We start from the raw sequence: 12,425 nt of genomic DNA, 5'->3' as shown, positions 1-12,425 counted from the left end.
CTTAGAGGATGAAACGACTCAAATCTTCGTCGTCAACTAACTCTTCGAGGTGGCGGCGGACATAATCGGCATCGACGGTGACGCTTTGACCGGCACGCTCGCTGGCGTCGTATGAGACCTCTTCCATCAAGCGCTCCATCAAGGTATGTAGACGACGGGCACCGATGTTTTCGGTTTTCTCGTTCACACGCCATGCGGCAGAGGCCAGCTCATCAATACCACTTTCCTCAAACGTCAGATCAATGTCTTCGGTTTTCAGCAGTGCGGTATATTGCTGGGTGAGCGAGGCATTTGGCTCGGTGAGGATCCGCTTGAAGTCATCGGTGGACAGTGCTTCAAGCTCAACACGGATGGGCAAGCGGCCTTGCAATTCCGGGATCAGATCAGACGGCCGTGATACTTGGAAAGCGCCCGAGGCGATAAACAAGATATGGTCGGTTTTAATCATCCCGTGCTTGGTGGACACTGTGCTGCCTTCGACCAATGGCAAGAGATCGCGTTGCACCCCTTCGCGAGACACATCGCCACCGCTGGTGTTGCCTGATTTACAGATCTTATCGATTTCATCCACGAACACGATACCGTTGTTCTCCACCATGTGGATGGCTTGCTCTTTGATTTCTTCTTGGTTAACCAGCTTGGCGGCTTCTTCCTCGGTCAGCGCTTTCATGGCGTCTTTGATTTTCATCTTACGCTTTTTGGTGCTGTTGCCACCGAGGTTTTGGAACATGCTCTGCAGCTGGTTGGTCATCTCTTCCATGCCTGGTGGCGACATGATTTCTACGCCCATTTGTGGGGCGGCGACATCGACTTCCACTTCTTTATCATCAAGCTGGCCTTCGCGTAACTTTTTACGGAAGCTTTGCCGCGTTGAAGAGTCCTCTTGGCTGTCCTCGTTTTGGCCCCATGCGTCGCGTGCTGGTGGCAGCAAGATATCGAGGATACGATCTTCTGCTTGTTCTTCTGCGCGGAATTTGACCTTTTCCATCGCTTGCTGCTGGGTCATGTTCATCGCCACATCCGCGAGATCGCGAATAATGGTTTCTACTTCTTTCCCTACATAACCCACTTCGGTGAATTTGGTGGCTTCCACCTTGATAAAAGGGGCGTTCGCGAGTCGTGCCAACCGGCGAGCGATCTCTGTTTTGCCCACACCGGTTGGACCTATCATCAAGATGTTTTTGGGGGTGACTTCCGCACGCAGCTCTTCGGCAAGCTGCATTCGGCGCCAGCGGTTTCGCAGTGCGATCGCCACCGCACGTTTGGCATTGTCTTGACCGATAATGTGACGGTCAAGCTCATGCACGATTTCGCGTGGAGTCATTTCAGACATCACTAATCCTGTTTCTTACTCTCGAGTTCTTCAACCGTGTGTTGCTGGTTAGTAAACACACATATATCACCGGCGATGGTTAGCGCTTTCTCTGCGATCTCGCGGGCATCTAACGCCGTGTTTTCAAGCATAGCAACCGCGGCGGCTTGGGCATAGTTGCCGCCAGAGCCAATAGCAATCAAATCGCGTTCGGGTTCAACCACATCGCCGTTACCCGTAATGATTAATGAGGCGGTTTCATCGGCGACGGCCAGTAGGGCCTCTAATCGACGCAGTGCGCGATCAGTGCGCCATTCTTTAGCAAGTTCAACCGCCGCTTTGGTTAGGTGACCTTGGTGCAGTTCAAGCTTGCGCTCGAAGCGCTCAAATAAGGTGAAGGCGTCAGCAGTGCCGCCAGCAAACCCGGCGAGTACTTGGCCGTTATACAAACGGCGAACTTTTCGGGCATTGCCTTTCATGACAGTATTGCCGAGTGACACTTGGCCATCGCCAGCAATAACCACTTTACCTTCGCGACGAACGGAGACGATTGTAGTCACGGGAACCTCTTTCTTTGTGTCTGGTACACCAGATGGGTGATTACTGTATGAGGTTGGGCTTTACCGATCACTTTTCAAGGGGTGAGGAGAGGATTTCAATCAAGGCTGGGCAAGGAATAGACTTGGCCCAGCCGATACAATGCAGCAGTGTTATTCCCAGTACCAAATGGCACAAGGTTCAACTCCGGCGCGTCGGAGCATATTACGGTCACGCTCTGCTTGACGCTTACGCGGGTAAGGACCCAATACCACGCGGTACCAGGTGCCTTTTTCCCCTTGGCTTATCTTGATTTGGCTTTCTAGCCCTTGAAAGGCAATGATCGCTTTACGCTCATTCGCCTGATCTTGACTGCGGTACGCGCCGCATTGCATCAGATAAGGACGCGTGGATTGTGGCAGTGCTTTGGCCTTCACTTCCACCTCTTTACTCTCCAGCTCCTCGATGTAACTCCATTTTTCTTCAGGCTTTTTAGGCAGATGTGCCTTATCGCTCTGCGCGGAAGGCTGAGGCTGTGCGTTTGTTGCCGGTTTAGGCGCGGGCGCGTCAGTGTTGCTCAATAGGTACAGGCCATAGCCAAACGCGCCAACCAAGCAGACAGCCAGTAACGCCCACTTTAATGGGAAACGAGCACGCGCTTTGGGTGGTTGCCGACGGGTATTTTTTTTACGCGGTGCTTTACCACGTTTTACGTAATCACGAGTTGCCACAGCAAGTATTCAAATTCAAAAAGCCAGTAAAGCGTTCATGTTACTGGCTTCGACCCGTGCTGACCAGTCTTACTACCGAGACGGTGGGGCAACGCTCTCACGGATCACTAACTTGGCATCTAAAAGCCGTGATCCTGCGTTCACTTCACGTCCTTGCAAGGTGTTGAGCAGCATTAACATGGCCTGACGACCAATGTCATAGCGAGGTTGGGAGACGGTGGTCAGGGGAGGATCGCAATATTCCGCGAACTGGATGTCATCAAATCCGACAATCGAAATATCTTGCGGTACGCGCATGCCTAAGCGTTTGGCTTGTTGCATTGCGCCCACGGCCATCACGTCGCAATGACAGAAGACGGCGGTGGGTGGCTCGGGCAGGGAGAGTAGGTTGGTCATTGCCCGTGCCCCCGAGGCAAAGCTGAAATCCCCCACCACGCTGTAGGCTGGGTTGACGGTAATCCCCGCGCGCTGTAGCGCTTGTTGATAGCCTTGCGAGCGGAATTGTGTCAGTGCGGTTTCTGGTACCCCAGTAATATTGGCGATACGGGTGTGGCCGACTTGGGTGAGGTAATTGACCGCCTCAAACGCGGCAGTTAGGTTGTCGATATGCACCGTCGGCAGTTCAAGATCCGGGGCATACTCACAGGCCATCACCAGCGGCGGCAGGTTTTTCTGCTCGGGCTTACTCACATCAAAGGGCACATCGGCGCCCAGCAGTAGCATGCCGTCTGCCTGCTTGGTGAACACCAAGTTGACGAATGCGTTTTCGCGGTGGTGTTGTTGGGCACTATCGCCGAGCAAAACCAGGTAACCGTGCTCCATCGCCGCTTCTTCGATCCCACGGATGATCTCACTAAAGTAAGGATCGCAGATATCTGGGACAATCGCGACGATGGTTTTGGACTCGTTGCGGCGTAGATTACGCGCAAGTGAGTTAGGGGAATAGCCAGCTTCTACGACCGCTTGCTCAACCTTTTTACGGGTTGTGGCCGAGACCTTTTCAGGGTTCATCAGCGCGCGTGATACGGTTGCTGTAGATACACCGGCAATGTGGGCAACGTCCTTCATTGTCGCCATAGTGACAGTCCTCTTGTTATCTGTATTGTGAGATCAGACAGTTATTAGCTCATCTGACCTGTTCTCTTAGCCAATTGCGGCCTTATTCTACCTAGCCTTGTCCGATTTAAACACGGACAAGCTAACACTTATTGCAATGAAAGTGTGATTGCTGTCGCTTTACTGCAAGGGAATATTAAGAAAGGTCTTGCGGCTCGACGTCTAATGACCATCTGACTTTACGTGACAGGGGGAGCTGTTGGATGGCCGGAAGTGCCACCTGGAGCCATTGCTGCATCACTTTTCGGCTGGGCGCTTGAATGAGGAGTTGCCACCGATAGCGACCCGCGCGTTTCGCCATGGCGGCGGGCATCGGCCCCATAATATGACAATCATCCTGTTGAACCGGTGAGGCAGCCAGTGTTTGACGGACTTGTTGTAAAAACTGCTGGACACTGTTTTCTTCATGCCCATCGGCGCGAAAGAGGCTAAGAAACGTGTAAGGCGGCAGCCATGCCTGACGCCGTTCATTTAACGCCGATTCGGCAAAGGCTTGATAGCCTTGGTGCACCAAAGATTGGATCAGGGCGTGCTCTGGATGGTGGGTTTGTAATAACACAGTACCTGGTTTGCTGGCGCGGCCGGCGCGCCCGGCCACCTGAACCATCAATTGGGCTAAACGCTCAGGCGCGCGAAAATCATTGCTGAACAGCGCCCCGTCCACATCGACTAAGGCGACCAGGGTGACGTTAGGAAAGTGATGGCCTTTGGCGAGCATTTGCGTGCCCAGTAGAATTTGATACTCACCTTTTTCAATATCGGCCAAGTAACCTTCAAGGCTCCCTTTTCGCCGGGTATTATCGCGATCAATGCGAACGGTATTGTATTCGGGAAATAACTCGCCAAGCTGGGATTCGAGTTGCTCGGTGCCTACGCCAACACTAATCAACTGGGTAGAACCACAGTCGCCACATTGCGGGGGCACTCGTTTTTGGTGGCCGCAGTGATGGCAGCGTAACTCTTGGTGTCGCTGATGAAGGGTGTAGTAGGCATCACAGCGTTGGCAGTTCGCCAGCCAGCCACACTCATGGCACATCATCGCCGGCGCATAACCGCGGCGATTTAAAAACAGCATCACCTGGTTACCTCGTTGCAAGTGCTGACGCATTTCAGCAATCAGCGGCGCAGACAAGCCAGCTTCGAGGTGATGGCCTTTGATATCGAGTATCCCTTGCCGGGCGGTGACCGCATTACCAGGACGTTGAGTCAGTTTGAGGTATTGGTATTTACCGGTCTTTGCGTTATGCAAGCTTTCTAGCGACGGCGTGGCTGAGCCCAAGATCACCGGTACGTTTTCTTCATGCCCCCGCATGACGGCCAGATCGCGGGCGTGATAGCGAAAGCTATCTTGCTGTTTATAAGAGGGGTCGTGTTCCTCATCGATAATGATGATGCCAAGCTTTGCCATGGGGGTAAAAAGTGCAGAGCGGGTACCAATCACAATGGCTGCTTGGTTTTCGCGTGCGGCCAGCCAAGCGTTGAGACGGTCGGTATCGCTGAGCCCTGAATGCATCACGGTCACAGGGACAGCAAAGCGACGCTCAAAACGGCGAATGGTTTGTGGTGTCAGGCCAATTTCTGGCACCAAGATTAGCGCCTGCTGGCCGCGTGCGAGCACCGGTTCTAGCACATTGAGGTAAACCTCGGTTTTGCCTGAGCCTGTGATCCCCTCTAGTAACGCGCAGGCAAAACCATCGCTGGCATTGAGGGTGGCAACCGCCATCGCTTGCTCGTGATTAAGCGTCGGCTTTTCTTCGGTGACCGCAAAGCTTTTTACCCAAGCATTGGCCTGAGAAGGGGGCGAGTAGGGCGCGATCCAGCCTTTTTCTGCCACTGTTTTGAGTACCGGCGCGCCGATGTCTTGTTCGATTAAGTCGGCTTGGGTGGCCGGGCCGTGAGTGAGCAGCTGCAACACTCGGGCTTGTTTGGGGGCGCGGCTCAGACCTGATAGAGGTTGGTTTTGTCCTGATTCGGTAATTTGCCACCATTTTTGTTGCTGTAATGTCGCCGGGCGTCCTTTACGCAGCGAAGTCGGCATCACCGCCCCCATCGCATCGCCAAGCGGGTGATGGTAAAAGCGACTGGCCCATTGCAAAAGGTTATAAACGGCGGGGGTCCAGACCGGTTGCGCGTCGAGTACGGTATCAATTGCTTTGAGTTGGCTGGTTTCCACACTGGCCGTGGACGACAAGCCGGTAACGATGCCGACTTTATGCTGGCGTCCAAACGGCACCTTGACGCGCCCGCCGACGACCGGGTGCTGATCGTCTGCGATACGGTAATCAAAGGTTTTCGGCAAAGGGACAGGCAACGCTACCTGAGCAAACTGTTCCATCACAACATCTTATTGGCCAGAAGGAATCTCAGTGTAACGGTTAGCCACACGTTGGCAAAGCCTTGATGCCTTTCAGCTGGCGCTATGATTGCACAAAAAAGTTGCGAAAAAGAGGGCGCTTGATTAGAATTGCGCGCCTTAGAAAATGTTTGTTAACGACGTGTGGTGCCCGGCTTAGGATCGGGAGAGCGACACGGCCTTCAAGATGAGGTTATCCCTATGAAAGCTGGTATCCATCCAGAGTACAAAGCCGTCACAGCAAAATGCTCTTGCGGTAACGAATTCGCGTTCAGCACAACCCTAGGCAAAGACATCTACCTAGACGTGTGTGACAAGTGTCACCCATTCTACACTGGTAAGCAGCGTATCCTTGATACCGGTGGCCGTGTTGACCGCTTTAAGAAGCGTTTCGGTGCCCTTAGCAGCAAAAAATAAGCCGCTATTGACCGAATACAGAGAAGGGACGCATCAGCGTCCCTTTTTTTGATCGTATCGTCCTTGTATTGGGGCAACAGGTCCGAGCATCATCGCGAATGCGTGTTAGCACTGGTGGACGTTTGCTCCCTGCGTTACCATCTTTATGCGAATGCAAACCTTCCCTGTGTGGTTTGTCGAGTGTCTGGCTAATATCGTTCACGCTTCCCTGGCGATATTGGTTATCTATCCCTTCACGATAATAATTAGGAACACTAGATGTCGGACGATAAACGCCAGCAAGCGCTGGATTATCATGCATACCCTACTCCCGGAAAAATTTCTGTTGAATTGAGCAAACCGGCCGACTCGGCCGCGGATCTCGCCCTAGCGTATAGTCCTGGCGTTGCTGAGCCGGTGCGAGAGATAGCGCAAGACGCAGATGCGGTTTACCGCTATACGGGTAAAGGCAACATGGTGGCGGTGATCTCAAACGGCACCGCGATTTTGGGATTGGGGAACTTAGGCCCCATGGCTTCTAAGCCCGTCATGGAAGGTAAAGCGTTATTATTCAAGCGTTTTGCCGGTTTGGACTCGATTGATATTGAAGTGAAACACCGCACTATCGATGAGTTCGTTGATACCGTGGCCAATATTGCTGACACCTTTGGCGGTATCAACCTCGAAGATATTAAAGCCCCTGATTGTTTTGAAATTGAAAAACAACTGATTGCACGGTGCGAAGTGCCTGTATTCCATGATGACCAACACGGTACTGCCATCGTGACTGCTGCCGGCATGCTTAACGCTCTCGAGCTACAAGGCAAAGATATCTGTGAGGCGACGGTGGTGTGCATGGGTGCTGGCGCGGCCGCGGTTGCCTGTATGGAGCTATTAATAAAATGTGGTGCGCAGCGAGAAAAAATCTATATGTTGGATCGTAAAGGCGTGATCCATACGCGTCGTGATGATATCAACAAATACAAGCAGCTGTTTGCCAATAACACCGATAAACGTACCCTCGAAGATGTGATTGAAGGCGCGGACATGTTCGTTGGCGTATCTGGCCCTGACTTACTCTCACCAGAGGCCTTGAAGCTGATGGCAGACAAGCCCGTGATATTTGCCTGCTCGAATCCGGATCCTGAAATCCACCCGGATGTGGCACATCAAGTCCGGGATGATCTGATCATGGGAACCGGGCGTTCGGATTATCCCAACCAGGTCAATAACGTACTTTGTTTCCCGTTTATTTTCCGTGGTGCATTGGATGTKCGTGCCAGTGAAATTAACGATGCGATGAAACTGGCCGCGGTCGAGGCCATTCGCAGTTTGGCCAAAGAGCCGGTGCCACAAACAGTATTAGACGCCGCCGGCTTGTCTTCGCTCAGCTTTGGTCCTGATTACATCATTCCCAAGCCCATGGACGCGCGTTTGTTGCCGAAAGTAGTACGTGCAGTGGCGCTGGCGGCCGTCGAAACCGGCGTAGCTCGTATCGAGATGCCAGAAAACTATATGATGTAGCGAGGCATGTTGCCATGCGTAAGTGGCAGACAGCACGATGCTGCAGGTAATGAAAAACCCGCCGGTTGGCGGGTTTTTTTAGTATTCGCTATCGTCGAATTCGATACCCAGCTCTTTCATGATCCGACGCGCTTCGGCGGGGATGCTGTCGGGTTTATCCTTACGGATATCGTCATCGGTTGGCAGAGGTTGACCGGTGTAGGCATGAAGAAATGCCTCACACAACAACTCGCTGTTGGTCGCGTGACGCAGGTTTTGCACCTGACGACGAGTGCGCTCATCAGTAAGAATTTTTAGTACTTTTAATGGGATAGAGACGGTGATCTTCTTTACCTGCTCTTTCTTTTTACCATGTTCGGCATACGGATTAATGTAGTCGCCGTTCCACTGCGCCATGTCTCACCTATCTTGATTAAGGAATACCCAGGATGATGCTGCGGAGATTTTAGCTATATTAACCGCCACATGCAAAGGAGTGTAGACGTCTAGAAGTATTGACGTCCCAAAAAGCGACGGGTAAGGTGGCAGTATGACGCCTGGATCACGCCCACCATGCGCAAACAGACTAGCAAGGACAGATAATGACAGAGAAAAAAACCGACACCATCGCCGTTCGCACTGGGATTGGCACCGACACCCAGCACCATGCGGTAGTGCCTCCCTTGTATTTATCGACCAATTACCGTTTCCCGGCTCTGGGAGATGTGCCTACCTACGACTACGCGCGAGGCGGCAACCCAACCCGTGCGCAGTTGGAACAAGCGCTGACTGACTTAGAGGGGGGCGCGGGTGCGGTAGTGACTAACTGTGGCATGTCGGCGATAAACTTGGTGTTATCTCTATTGGAGGCAGGCGATCATATCGTCGCCCCGCACGATTGTTATGGCGGCACCTATCGCTTGCTCGAATCACGCGCCAAACAAGGCATTTGGCAGGTGAGTTTTGTCGATCAATCCGACCATGAGGCGTTGGAGCAGGCATTGGCTAAGCAGCCCAAGTTGGTGCTGGTGGAAACTCCATCCAATCCACTTCTACGCGTGGTCGATATCGCAGAAATAAGCCAAAAGGCCCATCAAGTTGGGGCCTGGGTGGTGGTGGATAACACCTTTTTATCGCCCGCCTTGCAAAAGCCGTTTGCGCTGGGCGCGGATATGGTGGTCCATTCCACCACCAAGTTTATTAATGGTCACTCCGATATTGTCGGTGGCGTGGTGGTCGCGCGTACGGATGAATTGGCAGACACACTGGCTTGGTGGGGAAATTGCTTAGGGGCGACGGGCAATGCCTTTGACAGTTATATGACATTGCGAGGGTTGCGTACACTGGGCGCGCGCGTTAAACAACACCAGCACAACACTGAAGCGGTACTGAGCTACCTACAAACGGTGCCGGCGGTGCGGAAAATATACTATCCCGGGTTGGCCTCTCACCCTGGCCACCAAATTGCTGCGCGCCAGCAAGCGGGGTTTGGTAGCATGCTGAGCCTAGAGTTGGAGACCGACCAAGCCGGTGTGGCGCGGTTTATCGACGGTCTTTCGTTATTTGCTCTGGCCGAATCGCTAGGGGGCGTGGAAAGCTTGATCACTCACCCTGGCTCGATGACGCACCGAGCTATGAGTGACGCCGCGCAAGCAGAAGCCGGCATTTCGCCGACCTTATTACGCTTGTCGATTGGATTAGAAGATGCGCAAGATTTGGTCGCCGATTTGGCGAATGCTTTTGCCCGTTTAGGGGGTAACCCCCGATAGAGGCTGCGCCGCCGTGCGCGCCGTTTTACTGAGATTGATAGACATTAAGAGAGACCTTGCCATGCATGCGCAACCGATGGAAACGTCCCCAGAGTCACCACGCCAATTACACAAGTTTGGTGGCAGTAGCCTTGCGAGCCCTGATTGCTATCGCCGCGTGGTCGATGTATTGACCGCGCATGCGAGCCAGCAAGACTTGATCGTGGTATCTGCGGCAGGAAAAACCACTAACCAGCTGATCATGTGGTTGGCGCAATTAGACAAGGATGGACGAGTGGCGCATGAGACCTTGCAAACGGTGCGCGCCTTCCAGCAAGATTTGATTGAAAACTTGGTGGATGGAGAGACAAAACAACAGCTGGTGGATGCACTTTATGCGGATATTGCCACCATCGCGTCGCTGGGCGATAAGGGCGTGAGTGAAAATGACAAAGCTTACGTGCAAGGTTTTGGTGAGGTCTGGTCGGCGCGCCTGTTGGCCCAGTTATTGAAGCAGCATCAGCGTGCGGCGGTGATGTTAGACTCACGCCAGTGTTTGCGCGCCGAGCGCGCCGCTCAACCAGAAGTGGATCGGGGGGCGTCCTGGCCTTTGCTGCAAAATCAGCTTTCGCAGCATAGCGATACACATGTGGTGATCACCGGGTTTATGGCACAAAACCAAGCGGGAGAGACGGTGCTGTTGGGGCGCAATGGCTCCGATTACTCGGCTACTGTCTTGGGGGCGCTGGCGGGCGTCAGCCGTGTGACTATTTGGAGTGATGTCGCCGGGGTGTATAGCGCCGATCCACGCCATGTTGATAATGCCTGTTTGCTACCTTTGATTCGTATTGACGAGGCGGGCGAGCTGGCGCGTCTGGCTGCCCCCGTGCTGCATAGCCGCACCTTACAGCCGGTGGCGCAAAGTGCCACCGACCTAACCTTGCGCTGCACCCAAGCGCCGGATAGCGGCTCAACACGTATTGAACGCGTATTAGCCACAGGGCGCGGGGCAAAAATCATTACGGCGTTGGATGAGGTAAGCTTACTCCAGTTTGATGTTGCGCGAGGACAAGACTTTCAGGCGATAAAGCAGGAGCTTAGTCGGATTTTGTCACAGCTGAAGGTGCAGCCACTGGCAACCGATTATCAAGACGATCAATACCGAATATTGTTGGCATTTACCACAGAAGTGGTGGCGCTAGTAATGGCGCAAATTCAAGATGCTGGCCTTTCGGCTGAACTCAAACTGCGTGAAGGCTTTACCATGGTGGCGGCTGTAGGAGCGGGCGTGGTGAACAATCCCGTCCATTGCCATGGCTTTTATCAACAATTGAAATCCCAACCGGTGGAGTTTATCAGTGAGTCTGCGTCTGGACTGAGCATGGTGGCGATCCTTCGCCAAGTACATACTCAAGCCCTCGTCGCTAGCTTGCATGATGCCTTGTTTCAAGCCCAGCGCCGGATCGGTTTGGTGTTGGTGGGCAAAGGCAATATTGGCACCCGCTGGTTAAGCCTTTTTGCCGAGCAAAAAGCACACCTGGAAAAACGCCATGGCAAGGAAGTGTCATTGATCTCAGTGGTGGACAGTCGCAACCAGTGGCTTGATTTCGCCGGCATTGATGCCACGCAGGTATTAGAGGGGTTTGATGAGCGTTGCGAGCCTTATTTTGATGACGAATGGCTCACCCGCTTACTTAATCACCCGTATGACGATGTGATTGTATTGGATGTTACCGCCAGTGCGTCATTAGCGTACTTGTACCCGCGACTGGCAGAGCATGGCTTTCACTTAATCTCCGCCAACAAAGAAGCGGGGGCCGCGCCAGCCGAGCAGTATCACGCGATTCAGCAGGCGTTTAGCAAAACCGGGCGCCATTGGCTCTACAATGCGACCGTGGGCGCAGGGTTACCCATTAACTACGCGGTGCAAGATCTGCGTGAAAGTGGCGACACGATTGTTGCGCTGTCTGGGATCTTTTCTGGCACCTTGTCGTGGCTGTTCTTGCAATTTAGAGGTGAAGTGCCATTCAGCGTATTACTGGAACAAGCATGGCAGCAAGGGCTCACCGAGCCTGATCCGCGGGATGATCTGTCGGGTGCCGACGTGGTGCGTAAATTGGTGATTTTGGCACGCGAAGCGGGCATGTCGCTTGAGCCAGAGCAGGTCAAGGTCGAGTCCCTGGTGCCTAAACCACTGGCTGATCTGTCTTTGGATGCGTTTCTTGATCATGCCCACCAAATGGATGAACAACTACAAGAGCGATTAGACAAGGCGCATAAAAACCGGTCAGTGCTCCGCTATGTCGCGCGCTTAAATGCTCACGGTAAAGCGCAAGTGAGCCTAGAAACCTTACCCAGCGAGCACCCACTGGCTCATCTGTTGCCGTGTGACAATGTATTTGCGATTGAAAGCCATTGGTATCGCGAGAATCCCTTGGTGATTCGTGGCCCTGGGGCGGGACGCGATGTCACGGCGGGCGCCATTCAATCCGACTTAAATCGCTTGATAAGTCGCCTTCACTAGTCTGCTCGTGGATAACCGTTATCAAGCTGTTTACGCATTGCGTAGACAGCTTTTTTTGTGTGAAACATGGGCAATCTAGGCGCATTTTGGTGGCCGCGTCGTCTATCTTCATCACACCATGAGTATTTTTCATGGCCCGTATCGTTGACATTTTCATCGAATCACGACAATCTTTAGACATATGGACGTCTAAACGTATAAGTAT

Annotated in this window: 9 protein-coding genes and 1 pseudogene; 4 read left to right on the top strand and 6 right to left on the bottom strand. The window is 53.1% G+C overall.

From position 1 onward, the window contains the following. Position 1 precedes the first annotated feature (1 nt). The 5 genes and pseudogenes from hslU to priA all read right to left on the bottom strand — a co-directional run bounded on the left by hslU (position 2) and on the right by priA (position 6,034). Positions 2–1,333 carry an HslU--HslV peptidase ATPase subunit gene (hslU, locus tag BZG14_RS05515; RefSeq protein WP_069361884.1) on the bottom strand — a complete coding sequence of 444 codons (1,332 nt, stop codon included), beginning with the start codon at positions 1,331–1,333 and terminating at the stop codon, positions 2–4. A 2-nt stretch (positions 1,334–1,335) separates the two neighbouring features. Beyond that, positions 1,336–1,872, bottom strand: a complete 537-nt coding sequence (hslV, locus tag BZG14_RS05510; protein WP_069361883.1) for an ATP-dependent protease subunit HslV — start codon at positions 1,870–1,872, stop codon at positions 1,336–1,338. Positions 1,873–2,022: 150 nt separating this feature from the next. Continuing rightward, positions 2,023–2,580, bottom strand: a complete 558-nt coding sequence (locus tag BZG14_RS05505; protein WP_069361882.1) for an SPOR domain-containing protein — start codon at positions 2,578–2,580, stop codon at positions 2,023–2,025. Positions 2,581–2,652: 72 nt separating this feature from the next. Further along, positions 2,653–3,663, bottom strand: a pseudogene (gene cytR / locus BZG14_RS05500) (DNA-binding transcriptional regulator CytR); the annotation flags it as partial. 169 nt (positions 3,664–3,832) lie between these two features. Next, the gene (gene priA / locus BZG14_RS05495; protein ID WP_077459029.1) at positions 3,833–6,034 is read right to left on the bottom strand and encodes a primosomal protein N'; all 2,202 of its coding nucleotides are present in this window, start codon (positions 6,032–6,034) and stop codon (positions 3,833–3,835) included. 216 nt (positions 6,035–6,250) lie between these two features. Here priA and rpmE point away from each other — a divergent pair, with 216 nt between their 5' ends. Both rpmE and BZG14_RS05485 read left to right on the top strand, forming a co-directional pair. Beyond that, positions 6,251–6,466 (top strand): 50S ribosomal protein L31, encoded by a 216-nt coding sequence (gene rpmE, locus BZG14_RS05490; protein ID WP_046074736.1) that lies wholly within the window; start codon positions 6,251–6,253, stop codon positions 6,464–6,466. 258 nt (positions 6,467–6,724) lie between these two features. Next, positions 6,725–7,969: a malic enzyme-like NAD(P)-binding protein gene (locus BZG14_RS05485; RefSeq protein ID WP_077608192.1), complete on the top strand. Its 1,245-nt coding sequence runs from the start codon at positions 6,725–6,727 to the stop codon at positions 7,967–7,969. A gap of 78 nt (positions 7,970–8,047) precedes the next feature. Here the strand turns inward: BZG14_RS05485 and metJ are convergent, their stop codons facing one another. Continuing rightward, complete coding sequence (metJ, locus tag BZG14_RS05480; RefSeq protein WP_069361878.1) at positions 8,048–8,365, bottom strand: met regulon transcriptional regulator MetJ; 318 nt, start codon at positions 8,363–8,365, stop codon at positions 8,048–8,050. A 185-nt stretch (positions 8,366–8,550) separates the two neighbouring features. Between metJ and metB the strand changes: the two genes are divergently transcribed. Then, on the top strand, positions 8,551–9,717 hold the full coding sequence (metB, locus tag BZG14_RS05475; RefSeq protein ID WP_077608191.1) for a cystathionine gamma-synthase: 1,167 nt from the start codon (positions 8,551–8,553) through the stop codon (positions 9,715–9,717). 61 nt (positions 9,718–9,778) lie between these two features. Next, a complete protein-coding gene (locus BZG14_RS05470) occupies positions 9,779–12,220 on the top strand; it encodes a bifunctional aspartate kinase/homoserine dehydrogenase II (protein ID WP_077608190.1) in 2,442 nt (813 codons plus the stop codon). The last annotated feature ends 205 nt before the right edge of the window (positions 12,221–12,425 follow it).

It is taken from the genome of Salinivibrio sp. IB282 (genome assembly GCF_001995685.1).
GTDB lineage: Bacteria > Pseudomonadota > Gammaproteobacteria > Enterobacterales > Vibrionaceae > Salinivibrio > Salinivibrio kushneri.
Note: the sequence above shows the minus strand (reverse complement) of the source record. Positions and strands in the feature narration are given on the sequence as shown.

Bases quoted from the DNA above. Each gene is read 5' to 3' on its own strand.
- rpmE (WP_046074736.1), top strand. From the start codon at position 6,251: ATGAAAGCTGGTATCCATCCAGAGTACAAAGCCGTCACAGCAAAATGC.
- BZG14_RS05470 (WP_077608190.1), top strand. From the start codon at position 9,779: ATGCATGCGCAACCGATGGAAACGTCCCCAGAGTCACCACGCCAATTA.
- metJ (WP_069361878.1), bottom strand. From the start codon at position 8,365: ATGGCGCAGTGGAACGGCGACTACATTAATCCGTATGCCGAACATGGT.
- hslU (WP_069361884.1), bottom strand. From the start codon at position 1,333: ATGTCTGAAATGACTCCACGCGAAATCGTGCATGAGCTTGACCGTCAC.
- metB (WP_077608191.1), top strand. From the start codon at position 8,551: ATGACAGAGAAAAAAACCGACACCATCGCCGTTCGCACTGGGATTGGC.